The sequence below is a fragment of the Kosakonia sp. Marseille-Q7440 genome (assembly GCF_965119485.1).
Genome location: NZ_CBCPLT010000003.1, coordinates 69,976 through 95,799, shown reverse-complemented (window position 1 = coordinate 95,799; position 25,824 = coordinate 69,976). Strand labels below are relative to the sequence as shown.

26 protein-coding genes and 4 pseudogenes are annotated in these 25,824 nt (G+C 51.1%); 20 read left to right on the top strand and 10 right to left on the bottom strand.

The features are described from left to right. Positions 1-788 precede the first annotated feature (788 nt). Positions 789-1,985, top strand: coding sequence for an AAA family ATPase (locus ACWPW2_RS21800; RefSeq protein ID WP_369811801.1), 1,197 nt, complete (start codon positions 789-791; stop codon positions 1,983-1,985). A 7-nt stretch (positions 1,986-1,992) separates the two neighbouring features. Then, positions 1,993-2,970, top strand: a complete 978-nt coding sequence (locus ACWPW2_RS21795) for a ParB family protein (protein ID WP_454125402.1) — start codon at positions 1,993-1,995, stop codon at positions 2,968-2,970. A gap of 981 nt (positions 2,971-3,951) precedes the next feature. Here ACWPW2_RS21795 and umuC read toward each other — a convergent pair. Next, positions 3,952-5,223 carry a translesion error-prone DNA polymerase V subunit UmuC gene (umuC, locus tag ACWPW2_RS21790; RefSeq protein WP_454125400.1) on the bottom strand — a complete coding sequence of 424 codons (1,272 nt, stop codon included), beginning with the start codon at positions 5,221-5,223 and terminating at the stop codon, positions 3,952-3,954. After that, entirely contained in the window at positions 5,211-5,654 is a 444-nt protein-coding gene (gene umuD / locus ACWPW2_RS21785; RefSeq protein ID WP_454125398.1) for a translesion error-prone DNA polymerase V autoproteolytic subunit, read from the bottom strand. The genes umuC and umuD overlap by 13 nt, the downstream gene beginning before the upstream one ends. Positions 5,655-5,887: 233 nt before the next feature. Between umuD and parM the strand changes: the two genes are divergently transcribed. Genes parM through ACWPW2_RS21770 form a run of 3 tightly spaced genes read left to right on the top strand, consistent with a single transcriptional unit; the run spans position 5,888 to position 7,809 of the window. Further along, positions 5,888-6,859, top strand: coding sequence for a plasmid segregation protein ParM domain-containing protein (gene parM / locus ACWPW2_RS21780; RefSeq protein ID WP_454125396.1), 972 nt, complete (start codon positions 5,888-5,890; stop codon positions 6,857-6,859). A 2-nt stretch (positions 6,860-6,861) separates the two neighbouring features. Further along, entirely contained in the window at positions 6,862-7,536 is a 675-nt protein-coding gene (locus ACWPW2_RS21775; protein WP_454125394.1) for a plasmid partitioning/stability family protein, read from the top strand. A 9-nt stretch (positions 7,537-7,545) separates the two neighbouring features. After that, the gene (locus ACWPW2_RS21770; protein WP_454125392.1) at positions 7,546-7,809 is read left to right on the top strand and encodes a hypothetical protein; all 264 of its coding nucleotides are present in this window, start codon (positions 7,546-7,548) and stop codon (positions 7,807-7,809) included. Between the two features lie 73 nt (positions 7,810-7,882). Here ACWPW2_RS21770 and ACWPW2_RS21765 read toward each other — a convergent pair whose 3' ends face one another. The 4 genes from ACWPW2_RS21765 to ACWPW2_RS21750 all read right to left on the bottom strand — a co-directional run bounded on the left by ACWPW2_RS21765 (position 7,883) and on the right by ACWPW2_RS21750 (position 10,071). Then, positions 7,883-8,467: a hypothetical protein gene (locus ACWPW2_RS21765; RefSeq protein WP_454125390.1), complete on the bottom strand. Its 585-nt coding sequence runs from the start codon at positions 8,465-8,467 to the stop codon at positions 7,883-7,885. Further along, entirely contained in the window at positions 8,467-8,613 is a 147-nt protein-coding gene (locus ACWPW2_RS21760) for a hypothetical protein (protein ID WP_454125388.1), read from the bottom strand. Before ACWPW2_RS21760 ends, ACWPW2_RS21765 begins: the two co-directional genes overlap by 1 nt. A gap of 7 nt (positions 8,614-8,620) precedes the next feature. Further along, on the bottom strand, positions 8,621-9,298 hold the full coding sequence (locus tag ACWPW2_RS21755) for a hypothetical protein (RefSeq protein WP_454125386.1): 678 nt from the start codon (positions 9,296-9,298) through the stop codon (positions 8,621-8,623). Positions 9,299-9,390: 92 nt separating this feature from the next. Further along, a complete protein-coding gene (locus ACWPW2_RS21750; RefSeq protein WP_454125384.1) occupies positions 9,391-10,071 on the bottom strand; it encodes a hypothetical protein in 681 nt (226 codons plus the stop codon). Between the two features lie 423 nt (positions 10,072-10,494). On the opposite strand from ACWPW2_RS21750, the gene ACWPW2_RS21745 reads away from it, so the two are divergent. Together ACWPW2_RS21745 and ACWPW2_RS21740 are read left to right on the top strand one after the other, a co-directional pair. Continuing rightward, positions 10,495-11,451, top strand: a complete 957-nt coding sequence (locus ACWPW2_RS21745; RefSeq protein WP_454125382.1) for an IS110 family transposase — start codon at positions 10,495-10,497, stop codon at positions 11,449-11,451. A gap of 189 nt (positions 11,452-11,640) precedes the next feature. Further along, on the top strand, positions 11,641-12,078 hold the full coding sequence (locus tag ACWPW2_RS21740; protein WP_454125380.1) for a GNAT family N-acetyltransferase: 438 nt from the start codon (positions 11,641-11,643) through the stop codon (positions 12,076-12,078). 178 nt (positions 12,079-12,256) lie between these two features. Here the strand turns inward: ACWPW2_RS21740 and ACWPW2_RS21735 are convergent, their stop codons facing one another. The 3 genes from ACWPW2_RS21735 to ACWPW2_RS21725 all read right to left on the bottom strand — a co-directional run bounded on the left by ACWPW2_RS21735 (position 12,257) and on the right by ACWPW2_RS21725 (position 14,289). Next, positions 12,257-12,739 (bottom strand): N-acetyltransferase family protein, encoded by a 483-nt coding sequence (locus ACWPW2_RS21735; protein WP_454125378.1) that lies wholly within the window; start codon positions 12,737-12,739, stop codon positions 12,257-12,259. A gap of 235 nt (positions 12,740-12,974) precedes the next feature. Further along, positions 12,975-13,352: a VOC family protein gene (locus tag ACWPW2_RS21730; protein ID WP_454125376.1), complete on the bottom strand. Its 378-nt coding sequence runs from the start codon at positions 13,350-13,352 to the stop codon at positions 12,975-12,977. A gap of 181 nt (positions 13,353-13,533) precedes the next feature. After that, positions 13,534-14,289, bottom strand: coding sequence for an AraC family transcriptional regulator (locus ACWPW2_RS21725; RefSeq protein ID WP_454125411.1), 756 nt, complete (start codon positions 14,287-14,289; stop codon positions 13,534-13,536). A gap of 114 nt (positions 14,290-14,403) precedes the next feature. Here ACWPW2_RS21725 and ACWPW2_RS21720 point away from each other — a divergent pair, with 114 nt between their 5' ends. Beyond that, the gene (locus tag ACWPW2_RS21720) at positions 14,404-14,790 is read left to right on the top strand and encodes a nuclear transport factor 2 family protein (RefSeq protein ID WP_454125409.1); all 387 of its coding nucleotides are present in this window, start codon (positions 14,404-14,406) and stop codon (positions 14,788-14,790) included. Between the two features lie 277 nt (positions 14,791-15,067). Then, on the top strand, positions 15,068-15,427 hold the full coding sequence (locus ACWPW2_RS21715; RefSeq protein WP_454125374.1) for a hypothetical protein: 360 nt from the start codon (positions 15,068-15,070) through the stop codon (positions 15,425-15,427). A 304-nt stretch (positions 15,428-15,731) separates the two neighbouring features. On the opposite strand, the gene ACWPW2_RS21710 is transcribed toward ACWPW2_RS21715, so the two are convergent. Next, positions 15,732-16,481, bottom strand: coding sequence for a hypothetical protein (locus tag ACWPW2_RS21710; protein ID WP_454125372.1), 750 nt, complete (start codon positions 16,479-16,481; stop codon positions 15,732-15,734). Positions 16,482-17,120: 639 nt separating this feature from the next. Between ACWPW2_RS21710 and ACWPW2_RS21705 the strand changes: the two genes are divergently transcribed. The 11 genes and pseudogenes from ACWPW2_RS21705 (at position 17,121) to ACWPW2_RS21655 (ending at position 25,817) form a co-directional block, all read left to right on the top strand. Then, complete coding sequence (locus ACWPW2_RS21705; protein ID WP_454125370.1) at positions 17,121-17,960, top strand: serine protease; 840 nt, start codon at positions 17,121-17,123, stop codon at positions 17,958-17,960. Between the two features lie 548 nt (positions 17,961-18,508). Next, positions 18,509-18,659 (top strand): annotated as a pseudogene (locus ACWPW2_RS21700) (DNA methylase); the annotation flags it as partial. Beyond that, positions 18,657-18,815 (top strand): annotated as a pseudogene (locus ACWPW2_RS21695) (TraV family lipoprotein); the annotation flags it as partial. The pseudogenes ACWPW2_RS21700 and ACWPW2_RS21695, both read left to right, overlap by 3 nt. A 180-nt stretch (positions 18,816-18,995) precedes the next feature. After that, a pseudogene (locus ACWPW2_RS21690) lies at positions 18,996-19,937 on the top strand (conjugal transfer protein TraN); the annotation flags it as partial. Next, positions 19,934-20,716, top strand: a complete 783-nt coding sequence (traF, locus tag ACWPW2_RS21685) for a type-F conjugative transfer system pilin assembly protein TraF (RefSeq protein WP_429218033.1) — start codon at positions 19,934-19,936, stop codon at positions 20,714-20,716. The pseudogene ACWPW2_RS21690 and the gene traF, both read left to right, overlap by 4 nt. A gap of 10 nt (positions 20,717-20,726) precedes the next feature. Further along, positions 20,727-21,110, top strand: a complete 384-nt coding sequence (locus tag ACWPW2_RS21680; RefSeq protein ID WP_429218034.1) for a hypothetical protein — start codon at positions 20,727-20,729, stop codon at positions 21,108-21,110. 22 nt (positions 21,111-21,132) lie between these two features. Beyond that, on the top strand, positions 21,133-21,603 hold the full coding sequence (locus ACWPW2_RS21675) for a hypothetical protein (RefSeq protein ID WP_429218036.1): 471 nt from the start codon (positions 21,133-21,135) through the stop codon (positions 21,601-21,603). Positions 21,604-21,607: 4 nt separating this feature from the next. Beyond that, positions 21,608-21,832, top strand: coding sequence for a hypothetical protein (locus ACWPW2_RS21670; RefSeq protein WP_429218038.1), 225 nt, complete (start codon positions 21,608-21,610; stop codon positions 21,830-21,832). After that, positions 21,822-22,421 (top strand): F-type conjugal transfer protein TrbB, encoded by a 600-nt coding sequence (gene trbB / locus ACWPW2_RS21665; RefSeq protein WP_429218039.1) that lies wholly within the window; start codon positions 21,822-21,824, stop codon positions 22,419-22,421. Before ACWPW2_RS21670 ends, trbB begins: the two co-directional genes overlap by 11 nt. An 87-nt stretch (positions 22,422-22,508) precedes the next feature. Further along, positions 22,509-22,769, top strand: a pseudogene (locus ACWPW2_RS21660) (conjugal transfer protein TraH); the annotation flags it as partial. 141 nt (positions 22,770-22,910) lie between these two features. After that, positions 22,911-25,817 (top strand): conjugative transfer relaxase/helicase TraI domain-containing protein, encoded by a 2,907-nt coding sequence (locus ACWPW2_RS21655; RefSeq protein ID WP_454125407.1) that lies wholly within the window; start codon positions 22,911-22,913, stop codon positions 25,815-25,817. The last annotated feature ends 7 nt before the right edge of the window (positions 25,818-25,824 follow it).

Sequence of the window (25,824 nt, the reverse complement as noted above, 5' to 3'; positions counted from 1 at the left end):
CTCTTCAAACAAGGTTTTAAGATCTTTATTTTCGTTTTCCAAGACGAGCTCCAGATCTGTGGATCGTTGAGCAACGAAATCTTTCTGATGTAATAAAACACATCGTAGCTCAATGAAAAATAGAGTTGTTTTTAGACACAAGTTATACAGCTGCTTACCGCTGCTATCTGACTATAGCTTATATTGTTTACTGTCTACAGCATAGAGTTATCTCCTTGTAGTTTATATGGTGCTTGTCATAGCTTATCTTCTTCTCTTTATAGCTTATGACAATCCCCTCCCAGCCCAGTATTGGCGCGGCTCTCAGCGATCGGGGATCTATTTGGATCTTATAGTGGATCTACTAAGGATCATTATTGTTTGGATCTACTCAGTGGATAAGTGGATAACGCCATAGAGTTACAGTACTTTTTTTGGTCTTCTGTGGTCTTATCCAATGGTAAAACAGAGGATCTGCTTTTTGATCAAACTATGCTCAGCCTCAGATTATCTGCGCACAATTAGCTGCACTAACTATTTCACCCTGCAACTAATTCAGGAACTCGATCACCAATAGCCTTACCTTATATAACTACGTTCTGTTTGACCGGTTTCAGGTCACTCTTCTAAGCCGCTTTTTCTCTTAATCCTGAATGTTTGATCGAGCCAATCTGAAAGCCTCGCTCACCAACCCCAATGAGAGCAAACATCTGATCTTCACGCTAAAATTTTGGGTTATATGTTTACTTTGTTTCTTGTGTGTAGCATTCTTGATTAAATTCATTAATCCTGCATAAAGGGAACTTTTGATGAACAACTCATCACAGTTACTTAAAGTAGCGCAACGTTCTGAAAAAATGCTCATTGGTCTGACAGAACAGATTCGGGCTCAGAAGGAAGAACTGCAAGAAAATGTTTACTATCAAGTATATGCGAAAGCAGCACTGGCTAAACTGCCAAAGCTCACTAGAGCAAACGTGGATTACGCAGTAAATGAAATGGAAGAAAAAGGCTATGTCTTTGATAAACGACCAGCCGGGACATCCTCCAAATATGCAATGTCTATTCAGAACATTATCGATATTTATCATCACCGTGGAGTCCCGAAATACAGGGATAGACATCAGGAAGCATTTACCGTTTTTGTAGGAAATTTAAAAGGTGGGGTTTCAAAAACCGTATCTACCGTTTCTCTGGCACATGCCCTACGTACGCATCCTCATTTGCTCTTTGAAGATCTGCGGATTCTAGTTATTGATTTGGATCCCCAGTCATCTGCAACAATGTTTTTAAACCATACGCAGGCTGTTGGCATAGTCGAAACTACCGCAGCGCAGGCAATGCTGCAGAATGTTACGCGGGAAGAACTACTTGATGAGTTTATCGTATCTTCTATTGTCCCGGGTGTGGATGTTCTCCCTGCTTCCATCGACGATGCGTTTATAGCATCAGCATGGACAGAACTATGTGCCCAACATCTACCTGCTCAGAACGAACATGCTGTCCTGAAAGAAAATCTAATAGCGAAGCTCAAGAACGATTATGATTTCATTTTCATCGATAGCGGACCCCATCTTGATGCCTTTTTGAAAAATGCAATTGCCGCAGCGGATTTACTTCTGACTCCGGTGCCACCTGCACAGGTAGATTTTCACTCAACACTGAAGTATTTGACCCGTCTACCTGAACTGGTGGATATCATCACTGAATCAGGTTATCCATGTCACCTTGTTGGCAACATTGGCTTCATGTCCAAGCTTTCTAATAAACCAGACCATAAATTATGCCATAGCCTTGCTAAAGAAATTTTTGGCGGTGACATGCTGGATGTCGCCCTGCCCCGCCTAGACGGTTTTGAAAGATGTGGAGAGTCTTTTGATACTGTCATATCAGCTAATCCATCGACTTATATTGGCAGCAACGAAGCTCTGAGAAATGCCCGATTGGCAGCAGAAGATTTTGCAAAAGCTGTATTTGATCGTATTGAATTTATCCGAGCAAATTGAGGGACTTATGAGCACGAAAAGAGCAACCATTGGTCGGACCTTTAACCCGTCTGCAAGGACTAATAACTTATCAGACAGTGCGCTTGAGCAAATTTTTACCCTTTCTACTGGACGTAAAGCCGTCTTCACTTTGCAAACCATTCCTGCAAATGAAGTAGAAGGCAAGACATACGTATTGCAGGAGACGAATGGCCGCGATCAATCTAGTCTGACACCTGAATCCCTGAAGGACATTACATCCACTCTTCGATTGCAGCAGTTCTTCCCGTGTATTGGTATTAACCGTGAAGAAGGCATTGAGATAATCGATGGTTCCAGACGGCGAGCATCCGCTATCCTTTGCCATACCGCGTTAAATATCATGGTGACGAAGTCGCCTATATCTGCCGATGAAGCGCGAAAACTGGCTAGAGATATCCAGACTGCCAAAGAGCACAACATCCGTGAGATCGGGTTACGTCTTTTAACGCTCAAAAACACGGGCATGAGCCAGAAAGATATTGCCAGGTTGGAAGGATTGTCGGAAGCAAAAGTTACGCGCGCTATTCAGGCTGCATCTGTATCAGCCCAGTTAGTTTCGATATTCCCGGTTCAGTCGGAACTAGGATTTACAGATTACAAGGCGTTAGGTACGCTGGAAGAAATGCTCAAGGCTAAAGACCTTTCTATTGAGGCCTTGCTCGAAACAACTGCACCGGAAATTAATATCATCCTGGCTGATGCCTCGCTTGCTGAAGACGAAGTTAAAAACAGGATTATCAGGATCCTGACCCGTGAAACCGCAGCTATGGCTTCTCTTAAAGGCAAAGACAAAGCGGTTGTAACGAACCTGTGGTCTTTCCCGGACAAAGACCGATTTGCCAGAAAGCGTAATAAAGGGCGCATGTTTGTTTACGAATTCAATCGATTATCGAAAGAACTGCAGGACGAGATCGATGAAGCTGTAGCGAAAGCTCTTCAAAAGCATCTTTCTAATGATGCGTAAAGGTGATTCTTCGCCAGTGAAATTACATAGTTAATTGTCTGATTTAAAATGTTTTTTCTTCATAATTTCACTCTGAAATCGCCACAATTTCATGATGACTTTCCCAAACCGAGCCCGGATTTTCCGGGCTTGCCAAACCCTTCAAACCCGAAATAAAGCCTGCCCGGTTGTTCCTGGTTTTCAGTTTTAATTTTCATTATTAGCGGATACTCAGGCGAAGCTTCTCGCCATCAGCGTCCAGAGAATGGTAACGGAACAAGCTGCAGCTGACATGCAACGCAGAACATAGCTTCCGCTCTGTGGACTCATAATGTGCCTGTAGCACGGGACTCATTATTCATGCAGTCGTGCCAGCATGTACTTTTTTTTTACTGTAGGTAATAAAACATAGCTTTGTCGAGGCTCAACTCGCCCGCCAGTTTTCGGGCCGCAGACTTTCGTCTTACAGCTGACGTATATGCTTCAGCTCTGCGGGAGTAGTACCTTCTTATTTCTTGTGTCACTAAGAGAATTTGGCGTGCGAAATCCCCTGTTTATGAAAGAAATACGACGCCCGGTTGCCCAGTTCAGCCTGCTGTGGGTGAAGAGAATTTGCTCTTCGGTCAATCGTATTTTTTATCGCCACAACTTCTATTCAGTGAAATATGGATAATGTTGAAATCTTTTTCTGAGCGGGACAAGATTTTGGGGCAGAGTCGAACAGGTGAGAACGCAGTATGGGAAAAACTGAAGAAGTAGAAAAACTATATATCTGGTGACAATAGAACTTAACGCTGAGTGGGAATACATGAGATTAACCACTTGCTTAAACCCTACTGCCGCGCCCGCAATCCTCCGGGCTTGCCCAACCCGTCACACCCGGACTGAAAGGCCTGTCCGGCTGTACCGGGTTACCGGTTGTGAGCTGTGCGGTTAATCAGACCGGAGCTTCGCACGGCGTCCTGCCGTGCTTGTGTGAGCAGGGTGCCGGAACCACCTGGCTTATCCAATCCGGGCCAGGGGGATCTCTTTCCAGCGTGTCGTGTAGGCAGGACTGAGCATTTCCCGTTTCATTTTCCACTGCGGGGCGATGCCACGGCCGGCAAACCATACCTGACCGAGGCCGGAACGGTTGATCCCGTCCAGAACGTTCATCAGCTCCTGGCTGTGGGGGCGGGGTTGCTGCTCATCAAACAGGTTCAGCTGGGCCACGCCGGTGGTAAAGTCATTCAGCATGACACCGGCTTTGGCATACCGGTGGCCATCCCGCCAGATACGCGCCAGCCCGCGCATAGCGGCCGCAATGATATCGCGGGTGTCCTGGGTAGACGTCACGAGCTTTTCAACCGCCACGTTGCCGTAGTAAGGCTCAGAAGCGGCATAGGGCGAAGTCTTGATAAAGACAGAAATATGCCGGCAGTACTGGCGCTCACCGCGCAGTTTCTCGGCTGCGCGCTCGGCGTACTGGCAGACTGCCTGCCGCATGTCTTCCGGGGTGACAATTCTCTCCCCGAATGAGCGGGAGCAGACAATCTGCTGCTTCGCCGGCGGCGCTTCCTCCAGCGGAATACAGGATTCGCCGTTGAGTTCCCGCACGGTGCGCTCAAGCACCACACTGAAATTCTTCCGGATGAAGGCCGGGTTTGTGCGGGCCAGCTGCAGGGCCGTGGTGATCCCCATTGTGTTCAGGGTGCGCGCAATACGGCTGCCGACGCCCCAGAGCTCCTGGACAGGCTGCAGGGCGAGCAGTTTTTCCGTCCGGGCAGGGTTGCCTGGTGTCAGGGCCAGCACACCCCGGAAGGCAGGCCACTCCTTGGAGGCCCACTGCGCGGATTTGGCCAGCGTTTTGGTCGGTCCCATCCCGACGCCGATGGTGAGCCGGGTGCAGGCCTGAACGTGCGCGCGTAGCTGCGCCCCGAAATTTTCATAGCTGACGGCCGTTTCCAGCCCCCGCAGATCGAGAAACATCTCGTCGATGGAGTACTGCTCAACGCGTGGCGCCATCTCCTCGAGGCAGGACATGACCCGGTTACTCATACTCGCGTAAAGCTCATAGTTACTTGAAAATACGTGTATTTTCTCTGTGAAGGTTTGTTCGCGGATTTTAAACCACGGATCGCCCATTTTTATGCCCAGGCGTTTTGCCTCCGGGGACCGGGCGATGCAGCATCCGTCATTGTTGGAAAGCACCACCACCGGACAGCCCTTCAGGTCGGGGCGAAAGACCTTCTCGCAGGAGGCATAGAACGAGTTGACGTCAGCTAGTCCAAACATTTCATCACCTCGCGGGTGCGGTGGATGATGTGAGTGACCACGCCGAAAATCTGCAGCTCATCCGGATCGGGATAAATGGGCGGGAACGCGGGATTCATGGGCTGCAGACACAGTCTTGGCCGTGTCATCAACCGCTTTACGGTGAATTCGGCCCCCATACCGGCCACGACGATATCGCCGTGCTCCGGCTTCATGGCGCTGTCGACAACCAGCAGGTCCCCGTTAAAGAGGAAACCATCCCGCATGCTGTCGCCGTGAGCGCGCAGATAGTAGGTCGCGCTGCGGTGCCGTATGCAGTACTCATTGAGATCCAGCTCCTTTTCCACATAGTCCTGGGCGGGAGACGGAAAACCACAGGGCACCATCTCCAGAAACAGCGGCAGAGCCAGGGCCTGCGCGCTTTCGGTCGGGGTCAGCATTATCAGAACCATAACGCCACTCCTTGTTATTAATATACTGTATGTATAAACAGTATATTTACCGGTTTACGAAATGCGCAAGGTGAATTGCCATCCGGACCGCCGGAGTGATGTTAAACGGACAGAAATAAATCAAAAAGATAATAAAGTGCATATTAAAATACTCAATATGAGTATTTATTATTGCATTTTATTTTATGGTGATTATGATATTCTCAAATTGAGAACAATAAAGGATGCAATAGATGAATATCAACTGTGACGACGGTTCCACCAACGTTAAACTGGCCTGGTTTGATGCTGACGGCCTGAAGACGCACCTGTCTGCCAATTCATTCCGTCATGGCTGGAAAGTGGCCGATTTTGGCGCAAACGCGTTCAATTACCAGATTGGAACCCTGAAATATACCTGGGACAGCGTCAGCCGTGACGTCATGCCGACCACCAATGTGGAATACCAGTATGGCGATCTTAACCTGCTGGCTGTTCACCATGCATTGCTGAACAGCGGTCTGGAGCCACAGGACGTGACGGTGACAGTAACCCTCCCGCTGAGTGAATATTACGATCAGGACTGCCAGAAGAACGAAACCAACATCCGCCGTAAGCGTGAGAACCTGCTGCGCGATATCACGGTGAACAAGCGGGAACGCTTTGTCATCACCGACGTCATTGTGATGCCTGAATCCCTGCCGGCGGCCTACACCCGGTTGTCGGAGCTGAAGCCAGGTATATCCGAGACCACGCTCATCATAGATCTGGGGGGAACAACGCTGGATGCCGGTGTGATTGTGGGGCAGTTTGATGATATCAGCGCCGTGCATGGTAATCCTCAAGTCGGGGTGTCGATGGTCACGCGGGCGGCACAGGCAGCGCTGCGCGCAGCAGACAGTGAAACCAGCCCCCTGGTGGCTGACAGTGTGGTCCGTCACCGGAAAGATCGTGCATTTCTGAACCGCATCATTAATGATGGGAGCAGGATTAATTATGTTACTGACAAAATTGAAGAAGCTATCGACACCCTGAGTGCCAAAGTGGTCAGCGAACTGGCCGGCTACCGGAATGTGAACCGCATTTTCCTGGTCGGCGGCGGGGCTGAACTGATTGAGCCTGCTGTACGCAGGGCATGGCCGCTGGCCGCTGAGCGTATTGAAGTGATCAGCGATCCGCAGATGGCGCTCGCAAGGGAGATAGCCCGTTATCAACGTGAGGGCTGACCGTGCCTGCAGGCAAATACTCCTTTTATCTCCACACTGACGACCGCACTGACATGCTGGCCGCCGGCACGCTGGAAACCATATCACAGCCGCTGCGGGGAGATTTTCTCCGCACGGCCGCCGCTGCCGGCAGCGTGCTGTATCACGCCGATAATCGTCTCCCCGCTCTGGTGACAGAGCTTTTTGACGGAAGGCTGCGCTATGGTCAGCTGGCCAGCCTGCTGGCGGCGTTATCGGGGGAGTATCAGACCGGTGCAGCACCGGAGCCGCAGGGACTGCCTGCCGTGACGGGATCGCAGGCTGACTGTAGCGGTAATGCTGGCCGCAGACGTTTTACGCTTCATCTGACGTATTCTCAGGAATCCCGGCGCGTTGCTGACCTGCTTGAAGGCACCACATCCCGGCAGCGTGGCGTGCTGCTGCGTAACCTGATCATTGCCGGTTTCGCCCTGCACACGCTCGATGCCCGCCTCCCGCGCCTGCTGACCAGTATGCCGGTTCCGCCGGACAGCATTCCTGCGCTCCGGGCGCTCGCCGGGCAGATTGCCGGTGTGACCGCGCCCGATCAGGACGCACGTTCAGAGCCTGTGCAGTCTGCCGGCAGTGCGGACGTCAGCGATGCGCAGCCGGCAGCACCGGTGTCAGCTGTCCGTGACAATATGAAAAAACTCTTTTAGACAGGTGGCATGATGGGACGTATTAAACAGAAAGCGGAAGGCGTGACGACGGACCTGCTGCGCCGCGCAGGTGTTCCGGAACAGCAGCTACATGTCCGGATGCGTAAAACCGGTCGCGGTTTTTTGCTGGCCAGTATCCTCTTCATCATCCCGCTGGTTGCGCTGGATAATGTGCCGGTCGCCGCAAAGGTGGGGCTGCAGATTATCTATGGCCTGATGGTCATCGTGGGCGTCCTGCTGGCGTTTGACGAAGAAAAGCCGCCCCGTCGGTGATAAAACCCCTGTTCCCCTGAACCCGCTCCGGCGGGTTTTTTTAATACTCACAGGCACCTACGCCCTAAGGCATTCAGTCATAGTTATCAGTATTTTTTTTAAGAAGTAAAAGGGCTTCATCCATCAGATCTTTTTGAAAGTTAACTCTGCGCAAAAACTCAATAAAAGAATCTGTCTCAAATCGGTTAAAACCGTTATCCAGCCCATCGAGTAGCCCTGTGAGCTGTGATTGCGTAAGCCGCGCCAGAAAGGCTCGTGCTCTGATTTCAGGAACAGGACGTGAACCGTGGCAAGCTGGACACAGTGCGCGAAACGCACTCAATGGATATTCCCACGGCTCGTAACCCAGTCTTATGGTCGTATAGTAGCAGTGATGTGCCTCGAGGCGTGCATCTGCTCCACAATCCTCACATCGGTGTCCCGCTTCGTTCTTAACCAGAGCTGCTTTTCTTAACCACCTTGGATCGTGAAGTTTGGCTGTGTAGGAACCGCGCAATCTGCGATAGTCATAATTTTCGGTAGGGTAAAAGCCAAGACTCCAGCTATAACCCAATTCATACCAGAAGCCAAACGACTCAACCAAATCCTCTAGTTCGGTTGTGTCATGACCGTGGTTTAACAGACTAAATAACCCGCTTCCATCGATAACTAAAACCATTAATGCATCGTTGTGAAGTTTTCCCCGCGTTCATTCCATTCTTTATTAGTTAAAAAAGTAGCGTCGTTAAACATGCTTTCTTTGATAGCCCATTCTTTAAGGGCTTGTTTCATTCTCTCTAAATTCTTAAACATATCTGAAATCATAATTACATTAATTTCCCGATATTATTATATAGCCTTCAGTGCTTAAAAAAGGAACCTCGCCGGCATGGCAGATTAAATTATTTTTCTCAATGTTATTAGAACCGGTGTACGTTTCATCCAAAGATGTAACGCATGCCTTTATCGAAAGTTCTGGTATTTCCCGGCAGGTGTCAGAAATAATGTTTGTGATGTTATAAACGCATTTATAAATATCGAAGCCAGGGTAGTATCTTTTGTCTTTTTGAATGATGCACTTTTCCTTAGAGAGGAAGGAGTCATTTTGCGAGATGTATTCGAAGTTATCAATGAACTCAGATATTATTTCAATTTCGATTTGCCAGTTAGGTCTCTTTTTTAAATTTATAATTGCTTTTGCAATCACAAATAAAGGCAGGATTATCATTTCTGTATGACTAAGTGAAAATTCATTCCTGGCATTGAAAACTCTGAATTCATCAACATCACCAACATGGTGATGATAGTTTCTGATCATCCTCAGTAATTTAAACTCAGGGTAATGCGAAATGCTTTTGCCAAACTGTTGACGCAATCGGTCCTGTAGTGAGTGTAAGTTATTCAAAAAGCTGAATAATGTGTTGATGTCTCTCTCGCCAGTCTTCCTGAAATCTGTGAGTTCTAGACTGCTGTGAAAAAACCGATCAACAAAAGTATTTTGCTCCATCATGGCTTTCCTTATTTATCCTCTATCCTAAAGAGTCATTCAATCCCAAGCGGGGTTGTTCATGTCATTAATGTTACATTTTTACTTCTCGGTCCTTACATTCGGGGCCCTCTGGTAGAGCGTTCTGTAGTATTACTCATGGTGTTGGTGTTCGCATCTGTGTTTTTATTTGCCTCCTTTATTATTAGTTTGCGTGCATAACTAATGGGCATTAATAATGCTTCTCCATTGCCATTATGTGCCAGCACTAAACTCCTTGTGAAGGCACTGGAGCGGTCACTGTCACCATCATCATTATCATCATTAATGTTTCCTGTTCTTTTTCCCTTAGTGAAAAGCATTGTATATTCTTCAAACTCTTTTGCTGTCATGCCATTTGAAAAATAATGTTTCTTAGTTAGCATAAGATCTTTTTTTGTTTCGAAATATTTTCTTATTATTAGTTCTAGCTCCTTGTTTCTGTCAGGGAGAGAGCCATATATGACATAATGGCAATCATATCCTTTTTTACCGCATAACTGTAAACCCACGTTTATGTATGTTTCCTCTTTTTTATCTTTAAATTTGTCGTACTCACTTTTGAATTCAGAAAGCTGGCTTTTAAACTCAATTATATAAAACTTGTTTTGTGTGCGGGTTAACGTATCGGCAATCGATTCAGGGTTACCAGCTAAGGGCGCCAAAAAATCCAGTCCATAATCTCTTTTAGCACTTAAAATAAATTTATACTCAACCGTTTTTTCCCACCACTCTGTATTTAACTGTTCATCTGTCATTTAATAATCTCTCCTAGCGATGGATTCAGTAATTTATACACTACCCAATTGTTTAAGGTCTTGAAAGCTATATTCTTCATCACAATACCTTAATGTGCATGAGTAGTTTTATATCCCACTTCTTTTTCCCCCATAATGAGGACTTCTGTTCCTTTGAATTCGTCCTGGCAACCACACCGTGCCTTCACGCTAGCCCGGCCGCTGTGTCCTGAAGGGTACACTTCGTCCTCATCCTTGTATGTTCAGGGTGACAGTGAGAAGCGTATACACTCATTGTGTTTTACCTGATGTTGCAGCACGTTCGTCGTCCTGGGATATGAGCCCGAGGGTGAGCATCATTGCGCAACATCAGTCTCAGTATTAGCCCGAACAATTGCCTGGGTGTGCAAACAACCCGTATCTGCAAGGCAGGGAGAACTGAACATGAGTGATAAAACCACTGTCGGAATAGACGTAGCCAAAAACACCCTGGAAGTGTTTATCGACACTACCGGGCAGTTACTGCATCTGGAAAATTCAGCTGCGGGAGTTCTTGAATTGCATGAAGCACTCAGCGGGCTTGCTGTAGCTGGAATTATCATGGAAGCAACAGGCCGGTATCACTGTACTGCTGAATTAATGCTGAGTGCATCGGGTCTGCCAGTCGCGGTAATTAATCCTCGTCAGATAAAGAACTTTGCCAGAGCCATGGGCAGGGTGGCAAAGAGTGACCCCATCGACGCGAGAATCATCTGCGAGTATGGTCGTCGCATGACACCTCAATTCAGACCGGCAAAAAGCGAGCATCAACAGCATTTAGCCATACTGCTGATGCGCCGGCGTCAGCTGGTTCAGAGTCGGGTGATGGAAACCAACCGCCTCAGGGAACGATGTGGCATTTACATCGAGCAGGGGATCAAGCGGCACATTAAATGGCTTGATGCTGAGATTGATATACTGGATGCCGAGATTAAGCAACGGCTACGCCAGGATGATACTCTGGCGGCGAAACGTAAGTTGCTCGATAAAGTAAAAGGTATAGGACCAGTAACGCAGGCCACTCTTTTGATACAACTCCCGGAACTGGGCTCGCTTACGCGCCGACAGGTGTCAGCTCTGGTTGGTGTTTGTCCTTATGACAGGGACAGCGGACAACTCAGAGGGAAGAGGGCGATCTGGGGAGGAAGGTCTGGTCTGCGGGCGACGCTTTATATGGCCATGCTTTCAGCAGTTCGTTTCAACCCTCAAATCAGGGCATTTTATGATGGATTACTTGCGAGAGGAAAACCGAAAAAAGTGGCTCTGACTGCATGTATAAGGAAATTTGTCACAATACTCAATGCGATGTTTCGTGATCAAAAAGACTGGGTTTATGAGGGCGCGAGCAGTCTGGGTTCTTAGTCTTGAAAACTTTCATCCTTGCCTGACCCTGAACGATTTCAGCAGACGCTGTCCCGGACAGTCTGCTGTGTGTCATGAACGAACGATCATGACAACGCTGATTAAATCACAAAAGAACACATACGGCGTGGTACTGGAAACAAGGATATGTATATATTAACAGCACTTGTTCCAGGAAAGGTAAGTTAGATGAATAGCTCATTCGAAGGGATATGTCTGGATGTATGCATAAATCCGGGGGCAGGACAATTGCTGCCTATTGAGGAGGGACTTAATCATTTTAACGACTTAATGACAGGTATAAGCGATCGGCAGCCATTATCTGTATTGATAAAATCAAGCAACACCGGTGAAGTGCTGGGAGGTATGCAAGGACGTTCCTCTTTAGGCCTGCTTTTTATCGACCTTTTCTATCTGCCACCAGAGTTGCGGAGAAGGGGGCTTGGTACAGATATCCTTTTTCGCTTTGAGGAAGAAGGGAGAAAAAGAGGCTGCACTGCTGCATTTTTGTACACGATAAGCTTCCAGGCCCCTGATTTCTACACAAAGCACGGCTGGAAAGAGTTCGGACGTATTGAGTGCAAACCAGAAGGTACTAGCCGGATATTTATGAGTAAGACCTTATAAAAAAGATCTGCTTTTCGTCCCGGCAGACTGCGTGAATCTACAGAGGGTCCGCTTTGTGCCATAAGCGGAAGTAGTTAACAACCGTCACTGTTGTTCAACGGGGGATGCAGGTCAGTCACTCTCGACTTTAATCGCATCCCTGAGGGAGAAACAGACAGCAATCACTTTAGTGTGCTTATTAAGGTTCCCATAAATAATGATTGTCCACGCCTTCAACTCGTTTAAGAAGGAAGCCCATAGAGCGATAGAATGCGTTTGCTGGGCTCTCAACTAAAGCAATCAGCTTTATCGGCTTACTGGTTCCCGCAGCATGAGCCTGAAGGCTTTTAAGCACATGTTTACCTATTCCCCTGCCCTGGAACCTGGTTTTGATGTAAAAATGATCCAAATAGAGGTGATCGGTATAGCTTTTTAGTACGTAGAATCCGGCGATTTCATTCTGGATCTGAAGTATGAACGTATCGTGAAACGTGAATGACTTAAGAAATCTTTCACGTGCTCTGACCGCATCAAACCTGTTGATTGCTTCGAGGCTTGACCTCATTGATTCAACGCGAATCTCGGCAAGCATGTTCGCATCGTCAGGGCTGGCGGGATGGATCCGCAGACTGGTTGTCAATAATATCTCACGTGTTAGATATGGTGGCGCTTTCTTCATCATTACCCTCACGACTTTGTTAACACTTTTTCTTCTGTTTGCAATTTAAAAAGATAACCACAATAAATTCGCCCTGTATAATATCCAACTTCCGCTCCTCGCTCAAAGCGGACCTTCAGCCTTACATGTGTCACTACGTGCCAGAAGCATACGTCGTTGAAATAAGTTTGTGTTCAATACCGGGCGGACAGACTCCGGTATTAAACAATTCTTATGACATTTTATGAAATGTGAATTTCTAATGGTAGACAGCTAACTCTATGAGATTCAAATCTGGATCGCGGATATACACAGAAATTATTTCGCCTCTCGCACCTGTTCTGGTTACAGGCCCTTCGAGTACATGAACATTATTCTCTTTAAGATGTGACAGAACCTCGTCGATTGACTTGTTAACTATAAAGCACAGGTCAAGAGACCCAGGTACCGGCAGGTGAGCCTTAGGTTCAATCTCCTTACCATACTCATGAATATTGATTTTTTGGTCACCAAAAAGCAGAGCCCAACGGTTCTTGTTGAACATTACGGCCTCCATACCCAAAACACGGGTATAGAAATCCATGCATTGCTCAATTGATCGACATGTGAGTACTAAGTGATCGATTTTATTTATCAAAAGTATGCTCCATGTTTACTAATGTTATGCAAAATCAAGATTATGTTTTGCCTGTTTACTCAGCAAGAATAATTGTAGCAAGGATGTAAGGTTTTGTTTGATACACATCCGCTCATAGCGGATGTCACCTGCGTACAGTCCAATTTGTGACAGAACGGGCGTTGAGTACTGGGCAGAATATTTATGCTTTAAACCGTGCGGGGGTGGTGCCCAATACCCTGCGAAACAGTGCAATAAAAGCACTAACATTGTCATATCCAAGTTCCAGGGCTACTGTTGTCACTTGCTTCCCCGCAGCCAGAAGTTCAAGGGCCTTGAGTAGCCTTATGCGCTGTCGCCACTCATTAAAGCTAAAGCCGGTTTCAGCACTGAATCGCCGTGTAAGTGTGCGCGATGACACTCCCGCCCAGGATGCCCATTCCTCCAGTCTGCGGTCGTCATCTGGGCTATCAGACAATGCCTGAGCAACCCTGAGGAGACGGGCATCCTGCGGCATTGGCAGCCCAAGGTTAACCTCAGGCAGCGATCCTATTTCATCGAGAATAACGTCTGACAGACGTTTTTGAGCCGCATTAAGCTCTGCATTTTTCCATGAGGCTGCTCGTGTTATCGCCTCACGTAGCAGATTTGTAATAGAGAGAACAGCAGGCTGATCAGGTAATTCGCTGCAGGCAGCGGGAGATATATAAACACTCCATCCTGAATATGGGCCGTGCGAGCGCAGTCCATGCGGAACATCAGGTGGTATCCACACGGCATGCGTTGCCGGTACGACCCAGCGACAATTTCCGGCATCGATGGTGAGTAGACCGTGCTCAGCTCCAAGTAACTGTCCGCAGGTGTGATGATGACGTGGAGTTTCCCTTATTGCACCAGACTGAAGAGCCGTGACAATCAAAGTGTGTCCGTTTAAAGAGAGAGTCTCAGGAAATAGCATCAGAGGGTCGGTCATGTTGGCGGATTTGAGGTATTTAATGTCTTTTATACCGTACCGAAGACATTGCGTCGACTGTAGAGTACTCATAACTTTCAATGAGGACTGACCATGCAAATGATTTCTATTACTAAAGTACTGGATGAGATTATCAACCGCCAGGATTTGGCTCTGGAGGGTATACTCAATCGCTATTTTAGCCCCGGTTACCGGCAGCGCACTAATAATGAGTGGGAGGGCTTAGAGAGCTTTGCTCACCATGCACGCAAACTTCGTGAAATTATTGCTTCCGGCAAAATTGAAGTGCAAGACGAACTTCGGGACGGCAACCTCTACGCTACCAGGCATCTTGTTCTGTGTACGAAACGCAATTGTGAAGAGATAGATATGGAAGTTTATATGTTCGCTGAAACAGATGATTCAGGGCGATTTATTCGTATTGAAGAGGCCACTCTTATGCTTAAAGGTCTTGAAAGTGACCGAGACTTGGGTAACGCCAAGTAGTAACCTTTTGAACGTCCGTTATTCACTCATAGCGGACTTTCTTTGAATAATCTTCTGCCTCACTGCACTTCGTTAAATCTCATCTCAAATCAAATGTTGTTCGCATAAGTTGTATTGACTTCAAACACAACTGCTCACCCGGTCCCCGGCGTTCACGGTGCATTCAGCCCGCTCACGCCGGCGCATGCGGCTTCCGGTGATGCCCTTCGTCCTCCGCTTTTCACCGGGCTGTTGTGTCGGCACGGCGCAACGGGTGCCGCATCAGAGGAGATACAACATGCAGAAATTAACACGCGTCACGCTCAGTACCGGTGAAATGGCCATCTATCTTGATGGCTGGTACCTGACCAGTACCGAAGCCGGCGATCACGCACAGGGACTCGATGACGTGGTGACAGGCCTGCTGAATATGCCCGGCATGAGCCTGGAGGATATTGAGGCTGAGTGTCCGGCACAGGCGGACTGGTGCTGGAATGATGTCGCCGCCGTCGTGTTTGCAGGGCCGCAGCCGCGCCCCGGTGCCTGCACCGTGGCGGCATTCATTGCACGGCTGTCACAGTATCCGGCAGACGCCTTGTGCTGCGGCACGTTCTGGCTGCAGGAGGATTTCCTCACGCTCGATGCACAGCTGACGTAGGAGCAGGTGGGGCAGGCGATGGAAGTGGCAGAGGACAGCCATGATGCTGACATCGGGTTTAACTGGGAGCACCTGCGCTACGCCATCGACGCGGTGAAACGCCCTTAACCCGTTCCCTCCGTGTTCGCCGGGCGGTTTTCCCGGTGAATGCGGAGGCCGCCGACGCGGGCGGCAGGGAGCCCGCTGCCAGTGCAGCGGGCTGGCTTCGAAGTATATGAATAATATCTTAGAAAGCACCTGATTTGTCAGATATTGATAGAACCCTACTTTTAAGCAGGCTATTAAAATTTTTTTCTGACGCATACTAAAGAAATCTTCCCAATACATCTTTTTTCCATTGTTCGCTGGAAAGATAATGAGGTTTCCATTCCAGGGACTCCCAGCCGCAGACTAAAAAGTCAATAGCAAACTTCTCATCATAGTTGCCAATCGTATTAGTTCCTGCATTAACCTTAACAATCAATCCAAGAGATTGCATATAACCTATAGCTATCATCACTTCTTGGTAACTTATTGATAATCTGCGATATATAGTTCTTATGGTAACCGATGAATATAAATGCTCCCTGGAGCGAACCATAAGCAAATATAGAAATATCCTTAGTGCATTTAATTCATGAATACTTCTGTTCGTCATTGATTCAAACGCCGTTATTCTATTGTTTTCATCAACTAATCCTTTATAAGGAAGTTTACACCAATGGCCATTGCTTGCTTTAAAGTCTGAAGTTGTCATGGAATCATCGATTCTCTTGCAATTTATGAGAATATATCTTTTTTTCTTTTCTCCTTTTACGCGTATGACCCCTTCATCCTCTAAATACCTTAAACCTTCACTTATCAATTTTCTGCTTAATGAACAATGCTGAGAAAATTGATCGTATGTGATACCTGCACTCAAAATACCGTTCTCATCCACTTCAGACTTTAAAGTTATCAACATAAAAATCTTGAGGGCGGCTATACCTTGGGAAATCTTATTCTTTTTCATGTTTTTAAGGAACTCACAATCTCTCATAATAAAATATGGCATTGGCTTCCAGAAAAATTGCATACTCCCCCCTTAATTCAATCGGTAAATAAATAATAGTAAAGCAATCGAAATTACCAGCCGGGTAATGTCATCTGCCAAGGGTGCAACTTTAACCAGTAGATTCACGATATTTTCTAACAACATAAATTACCTCACTTTTGCCTGTTACCTCGTTTTCGATAATCTTATCCGGTTAATACAAAGACTTATAGTCTTTGTATTAACATCTTTCTAGAAGTAAGGTGCAGTGTGTTTTCTTATATAACAACGGCTTACATGAATGTTATAGTTCACGAAGATACCATTTTAGTTTATAAAAGGTGGTCGATCGTTGTTTCTGGCATGAGTGCATGGGTGGGTAAGTAACCTAACGTGCATTTACGCGCCTCGTTCAAGGCGGTTCAGCAGGTACGAGTTCATCCAGTTAATGCTTTCTGTCAACGCTTTTGCCGACCTGGGAGCGTTTATGATGAGGAACGTGGTACCACCAGGATGATTACTAGCACTACTTTCTTAAAGAAAAAAGATGATTTTGGTGTCGCCCTTTACCCTAAAAACATTTAATATCAATCAACTAACCAAGATTTCTTTTAGGAGCCATCACTTTGTGTACATAACGCATATGTTTAATTGAACTCATCTCTTATCAATGCTTTGATCATGCAATTATTTGTTCCGAAAACTGAAGGGGGCGCGAATATGCCGACTGACTTTACACTGATATATCCTCATGCTCCTGTTAGTGCGTTTTTCCCTGACTGGATTGAACAAAACAGGACTTCAAAACTTGCGCTGGAATGGCAAAGTGCTCTGGTTTCATTTTTCGTGATAAAAGAGTTCAATTCGCAGGAAGCTTTTTTGATCGGTAGCGGCTTTCTTATGCTGTGTGATGGGAAGATGACCGTCATTGCTACAGCATCTCATGTCATTACTGAGATGCGAAAATACGCCTCTTCGTTTATCTCAGTTGATGGGGTCAAGTTTCTGTTTGAAAAATTAGAAATATTTTTTAATGACAAGCAGGATTATGCTCTCATTCCACTAACTAAAAAAATGGCAACATCTATCCCAAACAGTATCGTCTTTTCTTCAAAAACTAATGGTAATGAAATTAAAACATCCTCGTTCGTTATCATTGGCTACCCTGCCAGGCATAACAAGTTACATAAACAACGACCAGAAAAGGGGTTGCATTACTATAATCTTACCTTCCATAATTTTTTCTATGAGACGAAAACGGAGGATGTGTTCTTCTATTTTGTTCCGGAGGGAAAAAACAAGAATATCACTTTCGAAAATATCAGTACTAAAACCTCAGTTCCATCACTGTCGGGCATGAGTGGCGGTGCTATTGCCCAGATCATTATTGACCTTACCAGTCGTCAGCCCTTACTGCGGGCTGTGGGGATATTCAAAGAGCACCGCCCCAAAAGAGGAAACTACCTGGTAGGAGCAACCTTCGTTGATTTTGCTGATGAAGTTAATGCTCTGGTTGAGTGAACCTTATGGTTCAGTCAGATTAAAAGCCTTGTTTAAATATTGATACCAGAATAAGCAATCACAACTTTTCCTCGCCAGTCTCAGCACTGACATTCCCTGCAAATACGGGCGCACCGGTTCGCAGGGCGACATTTACCCTCCTCTCTTCCTCTGAAAAAAGGCATAGCGACAGCTGTCTCCGGGACAGGCTTATTCTGGCGCAGGACATCGTCGGCACGCTTTGCCCTGATCTGGTTTACAGAACAAACCTATTCTGTATTGCAGACAAAACAAGGATGTCGCGGCGCTCCACGATTCTGCCGCCGTCCGTCCTGATGTCCGGCCCATGGTGGGCAGAAGTGCCGTGCCCTCACGGTAGCCGGGCTGGCTCGCCGGCAAGGGTACGCTGTCGCCGTCATGCTCACCCGTTCCCCGCCGTGCGCGGGACATTCAGTCCGCTCCGGCGGCGCGTGCGGCCTGCGCTGACGCCCCTGCCTTCTCGCCCGGACGCCCGTCTGTGTGGAGGTCACGGCACCACAGGGGTGCCCCTACATACTGAGGAGCAGAACATGTCCCGATTCATGCAGGGCGACAGCGTGCAACTGATGGCCACCTTTCCGGATTCCAGCATCGATTTCATTCTCACCGATCCGCCGTACCTCGTCGGGTTTAGACCGGTCCGGGCGCTCGATCGCCGGTGACGTTAACGACGAGTGGGTGACCGCGCAGCGTATCCCCGACGCCACACAGCGCCTGTGGATTGCCCCGTGGGTCGACACCGACGACAACTTTCATCAGCCCGCCGTCGTTGAGTTTGTGAAAAACAAATCTCACTGGGATGAGGGGTTCCGCGTCATCGGGGAGGGGGATGAATGATGAAACCACCCCGCCGTAACCCTTCCCGCCGCGATCCCCGCCACGCTGACGGCCGGCGTGGCGTTCACCTCAAAACATCAGCACAGTATTCACTCCGGATCAGGCAGCCAGACCTTCAAGAACCGCCATGTGCAGCTGAAAATCTCCCTGGTCATCAGGGTGAAAAAAACCAGCAGCGTGCCGAAGGTGGTCTGGCGCGAAACCTGCGGCTTCGACAAGAACGGCGCCGTCCCGGTTTCCAGCGTCTGCACCGTGCCCGGCGGTAACCGCCCCGTGGTAATCGACGGCGAGACCCAGCAGGTTTACAGCGACTGCTGGGAGTATGAAGACCAATACCTGCAGAAAACCGGCTCAAACGGCACCTGCGCTTCGCTGATGAATAACCCCGCCTGCACCGTGACCGGAACGCAGTGCCAGACCGGCACCGGCGCGTACTGTGAGCATGAGGTGGTGAACTACGAGTGCCAGCGCAACTTCTCCTCCACCGGGCTTATCTGCGGCGGGACGTACTTCTGCCAGTCCGGGAACTGCAGTGACACCGATGGCGCGGGTGACAGCGGGTTTGATACCGCCGTGGCCAAACTGGCCGGTCTCGCCTCGGCCGCCGCCGATGTGAAGGACGATCAGATAAATGTCAAAGCCTTCACCGGTAAGGCGATGAGCTGTCGTAAGGCGTTTGCCGGCTTCTCCAACTGCTGCAAGGACAGCGGCTGGGGACAGGATGCCGGACTGTCCGCCTGTAATGACGATGAGCTGGCGCTGGGGAAAGCAAAGGCGAAGAAAATCACCGTCAGCGTGGGCGAGCGCTGTGACCATGAAGTGCTCGGCCAGTGCGTGCAGAAAAGCAAAGTGTACTGCGTGTTTGACGGCAAGCTGGCGCGCATCATCCAGGAGCAGGGACGACGCGATCAGCTGGGTGTCGGTTTCGGCAGCGGCAGCAGCCCCAACTGCGGCGGCATCACCGTTCCCCAGCTGCAGGGCATCGATTTTGACCGTATCAACTTCGCTGACTTCTACGAGGACCTGATGGCTAACCAGAAAGTCCCCAACTCGTCGGTGATGGTGCAGCAGGTGAAAGACCGCATCGCTGCGCAGGTGAAACAGACAGGAGGCACAAAATGATGCGCCGCTGTATTTCCCTGTTGCTGATGCTGATTGCGCTGCCTGCGATCGCCGAGGAGATTGTCACGCCGGCAACGCCGTTCACGGGATGGTCCTGGTACAACGAGCCGAAAAAAGCCCCCGCGTCCCCGCCTGTTCAGCCTCAGCCTCAGAAGCCGCGCGTGCCGGACCTGAGCAAAATGACGGCGCAGGAGCAGGCGAAGGTGCTGCGTCAGTACACGATGGAGGCGCTTAACCGCGCCATCCTGTACCCGACGCGGGAGAACACGGCCACGTACCTCAAGTGGCAGAAGTTCTGGACCGACCGCAGCAGCATGTTCAGCCAGTCGTTTGCCGCCGCGCAGCTGACGCACCCGGAGCTGGACTACAATCTGGAGTACCCGCACTACAACAGCATGGCACCGCTGGTACAGTCCCGCGATCAGGCGCAGCGTCAGGAGGCGATTGCGAAGATGGGGCAGCAGTACGGGCTGTTTTACTTCTACCGGGGCAGTGACCCGATCGATGCGCAGATGGCCGGTGTGGTGGCCGATTTTGCGAAGATTAACCATCTGTCCCTCATTCCGGTCTCGGTTGACGGGCAGGTGGCACCGTCGCTTCCGGACAGTCGCCCGGACAACGGGCAGATACAGGCCATGCGTATCACGCACTTCCCGGCACTGTTTCTGGTTGACCCGCGCAGCCGCAACTTCCAGCCGCTGGTCTACGGCTTCATGACCCAGGATGACCTGGCGAAGCGCTTCCTGAATGTCTCCACCGGCTTTAAACCCAACTTCTGAGGAGTCTCCCGTGAATAAAATCCGGATCGCCGGAAACGTTTTGTCGGGGCTTCAGGCGGTGTTTTTCTGCTTTATCACTGCCCCCGGCATCTTACTGCTGGCACTGGTGCTGTCCGTTCCGTCGCCGTCGGCGTTTTTCGTCAGCGCGGCGAGAACGTTCAGCAAGACAGTGCCCGTGACACCCGCACACCCTGTCAGCCATGACTGCGAAGTGGTGCCGCTGGATGACCCGTGGCCGCGACCGTGTCTGCAGCCCGTCACGCCTGAGTCAGATTTCATCCTGGAGGGCGATCGGTTCCTGGTGAAATTTTACCTGCTTATCGCGCTACTGAATTTTCCCGTGTGGTGCCTGTTAAACATGCCTTCATCTGTTAACCGGCGTGAAGGTCACTGACCCTTTCTTCTGAGGATTACCCATGAGTACATACCGTGCTGCCCGGAGCCTGCGCGCCTGCTGGCGTGCTGCCTGGTTCAGTTTAGTCACCGCGCCGTCACTGGTTCTGTTCTTCCTCTTTATGCTGCTTACGTTCAATAACTCCCTGGCCGGCACGTTTCTGGATGCTGCCCGCGATCTGGTCGTGGACGCTCCACCCGGAAAAATATGGGACTGTGCGCCGCCCCTCAGCACGCCCGTTGAAAAGGTTATGCCACAGGGGAACGGTATCGCTGCAGCGCCGCCAGACGTCAGGTGTGAGCGCGCGGCCGTTGATGCCATTGACTGGCAGAAAAACGTGGACCGTCTGATACGCAATCTGTATGTGACCGTTGCGGTTGCCGGCGCGTTTTTCTGGTGGCTTTTCGGCAGTAAGCCTGGCGTTCCGGAGGCCACTGAGTGGGCCGGCCGGAAGGTGAAATCATTGCGTAAGACCTTGCAGGAGAAGGAATAGCACCATGAAACCACTGTCCCTGTCTGACATTGTCGTCATTTTCTTTGCCGGCATCATGTTCAAGTGCCTCAGCGATATTTACGGAGCGTATCCCTGGCTTACCCAGTTAATGTGCCTGTGGGGAGGCTATCTCCTGATGGCGCTCTCCGCGCTGCTTCTGGCCTGTAACCGGTGGTGGTACTGGCGACACCGCCATGACGTTATGCCGGAGGTGCAGGATGAAAAGTAATGCCCTGCCCGCGCTTTTACTGCTGTTTCCCCTGCTGGCCAGCGCCAGTGCGCGGGATGAAATTGCCGCCCTCGATGCGGCAAAAATCACACAGCAGCAACCCGCGACGGAAACGCCGGCAAAACCGGCCGACCCGCAGAGCCTGATGCAGCTGCCTGACGGCCGTCGCGTCAACATGGCGGATTACGCGGTGGTCGTCTTCATGCAGGCGCACTGTCAGTACAGCGCGAAGTTCGACCCTGACCTGAAGCACTGGGCTGACCAGCACAATATCCGGGTGTATCCCTACACGCTTGATGGCGGTGGCGATGCGTCGTTCCCGGTGCCGCTGATCCCGCGCAAGAGCGATCCGGCGTCGCCCCTGGCGGACGAAATCATGACGTTCTTTGGCAACGGGCTGCCCATTGCCACGCCGACCGCGTTCATGGTTAACGTCCACACCCTGCGGGCTTACCCGCTGACGCAGGGGGTAATGGATATCACCTCGCTGGAGAGCCGCTACGCCAGCCTGATTCAGGCTGATATGGACCAGATTGATCCACAGTCACTTCCCCCGCTGCCGGCAAACGCGCAGGTAACTCCTCAGTAATACAGACGGAAAAAAGAATGACCACAACTATGTATGCACCGCATAAGGCGGGCTGCTGCCCGCTCCCTGCCGGGCAGGAGGGCGTCCATGCTTAAGACACTGATAACGGCCGGATGCGTGTTTATCGCAGGATGTTGTGCCCTGCCGGCGCAGGCTGACGTGAATGGCGATCTCAACGGCTTCTTTGGCAGCCTCGGCTACAGCGGCAACGTCACCCAGGCGCAGGCGTGGCAGGGGCAGGCAGCCGGGTACTTCACCGGCGGGTCGGTTTACCTGCGCAACCCGGTCAAGAACGTCCAGCTTATCTCGATGCAGGTGCCCTCCCTGAATGCCGGCTGCGGCGGTATCCGGGACGGAAAGGCCGTCACGCTGCCGGCAGACAGGCCGCTGTATGTGACTCACGGCTACGTGGCCGGGCCGGGCAACCGTGACAACGACACCGGCGTGGTGCTGGCCGCCCTTAACTCGCGTGATATCTCAGCCCAGACCATGAACTCCCTGGCGCAGTCCGGGAACCGCGCCGAGATATTTACGGCCGAGACGCAGGACCGGGCAGAGGCACGACTGCAGCGAATGCGTGTCGACAATTCGCCGGTGCAGCTTGTGACGAAACTCAGCGGTGAGGCCGACATCAGCAGCGCCGTCAGGACACTTCAGGCCGGTGTGCTGAGTGACGCCGCGCTGGCGGTCCAGCGTGCCATTGCCGATCAGCAGTCGGTCACCCTGAACGAGCTGAAGCTGGCTGAGGCCGCGACGGCGTTTCATCCGGGTCTGACGGAGGTGACGCGTGAAATTAATGCGATGATCAAAAACGGTGACCTGATCCGCGTCCCGAACAAAACAGAGCCCCTGCTGGTTGCCCGCGCAACCTGGGAGATGGAGAAAACCATCATCAGCGCCATTGTCGCGGGCAAGGACACCCAGGCACCCCTGATGGAGCAGGTGGATAACGCCCTGCTCGACGGCCTGACGCAGGGACAAAAGGCAGCGGCGCAGCTGGTTCTCAACAGCCGGGACCAGTTTACCGGCATACAGGGGTATGCCGGGGTGGGTAAAACCACCCAGGTGCGCGCGGTGAAAAGCGCACTCGACACCCTGCCGGCATCCGGACGCCCCGCGCTGCATGGCCTTGCACCGACGCACCAGGCGGTGAAAGAGCTGCGGGCGGTGGGAATTGAGGCGCAGACAGTTAAATCCTTCCTCGTCGAGTATGACCAGATGAAGGCTGCCGGCGAAAAGCCCGACTTCAGTAACCGCGTGTTCCTTATCGATGAGTCCTCGATGCTGGGCAACCAGGACACTGCCGCTGCTTATCTGGCCATCCAGGCCGGCGGCGGCCGTGGCGTGTCGATGGGGGACATCGATCAGTTTGAATCCCCGGAATCAGGTGCACCGTTCAGGCTGGTTCAGGAGCGCAGCCCGATGGATGTGGCCATCATGAAACAGATTGTCCGCCAGAAGGAGGTCAACCTGCGAGACGCGGTGCATGACGTCATTGATAACCGCATCGATGCCGCGCTTGAGCGGCTGAAGCATCAGCCTGCGGATCTCGTTGCCCGTGAGGCACCGGACTGGCAACCCCCTGCTGAGGGACTGGCGGAGTCAGACAACCCGGTCAGTGACCTGGTGGCTGACTGGCTCAGCCGAACGCCGAAGGCCCGGGCAGAAACGCTGATTATCGCCCAGCTGAACGACGATCGCGCAGCCATTAACCGGGAGATTTTTGACGCACTGGACGCGCGGGAAGAGCTGGGCCAGAAAAAAATCAGCGTGCCGGTACTGGAAAAAATTAAGCATACCCGGCACGAGTTCAACAAGCTGGCGGCCTGGGAAGCGGGGATGGTGCTGAAGCGCGGCGACACCTATCAGGATGTGGTGGCAGTCGATTATAACGGCTCGCTTGTTACCGTCCGGAACGAGAATGACCGGATCGCGATGGTTTCACCCCGCGAGCTGCTGACCGGCGACGTGGAGCTGTTTAAACGCAGCGAGAAAATACTCGCAGCGGGTGCCGTGGTGCGCTTCACCGTCACTGACCGTAACCGGGGTCAGGCTGCCAACCAGAAATTTACCGTTGAGAAGGTGACCGACACCGGGGACATCGTGCTGCAGGGCGCGGACGGGAAGAAAACCATCAATCCCGTGCAGGTCAGGGCCGAACAGCATCTGGATTATGCCTGGGCCATCACAGGCTATGGTGCGCAGGGTGCCAGTGAGGGGTCGGTACTGGCCCTGGAAGGGACAGAGGGAAGCCGCCAGGCGATGGCCCACAAACGCGCCTTCTACATTTCGTTATCGCGTGCAAAACAGCATGTGCAGGTCTACACGGACGGGACGGAAAAGTGGGTCAAAAGCATCAAGCGAACCGAGTACGATCTGAAGACGGCGCACGATGCCCTCAGCCCGCAGACAGAGCGCAAACAGGCGAAGGTCATCTGGGCGATGGGACAGCCTGTCGGAAAAACCGCTATAGGGCGCGCGTGGTCGCGGCATGAGGCGATGGGTGAGCATAACCTCACCGCGAGAGTGATCCCGGCCACCCGGCGTTTCCCGGAACCTTCCCTTGCGCTGCCCCTGTATGACAACAACGGTCGCAGCGCCGGACTGGCGCTCGTCTCACTGGTAGCAAGTGACACCGGTCGCCTGATGCGGGGTGACGTGCGTATGGTGGCCACGCAGGGCGCGACAGGGGCCGTCATGCAGCGCAGCCGCAGCGGGAACACCCATGTGGTCCGCACGGCTGACGAGGCGTTTAAGGCGGTCCGGGAGCATCCGGAGGACGGCGTGGTGTGGCAGACCGGTGATGAGAAGCCTTCCCCGTGGATGCTGAAAGTCAGCCAGGGCGCAGCCCTGTCGGAAGAGGCTGCCCGGGCACAGACGATCAGGCTTGCTGAGTCAGAGGCCGTGACGCTGCCGGCAATCGCCCCCGCGCGTGATGATGAACCTGTTCCTGCCCGTGCCATTGAGCAGGCCATTCAGGAGCTGCGGGGAAGCGATGAGTATGCGATTGCAGAGGCACAGCGTCAGCAGGAGATGCAGGCGTATGAGGAGTACCAGAGCCGGATTGTGCTGCCTGAAGAAGAAAGTGTCGCGGATATTCGTCTCAGTATGAAAGACGACGCCACACAGGAGCGCCAGCCCGCACCTGACGGGAAGGACATTGCGCGCATTGCCGGCGAGGAGCGGGAACATCAGGCGGATAAAGCGCGTACCGGCCCGCTGCCGGCACTGTCGCAGGATAAGGCAACCGGCGAGCGTGCCGTTGCCGGGCAGGTTGCCCGGGATCTTGCTGAGCAGCAGCGTGACATGCCGCTGCCGCGCGATATGCCTGAGCGCGGACGTGAGATAGAGCATCAGGAACACGCCCCGCCACGCACCATTCAGAAAGAACGTTAATCAGGAG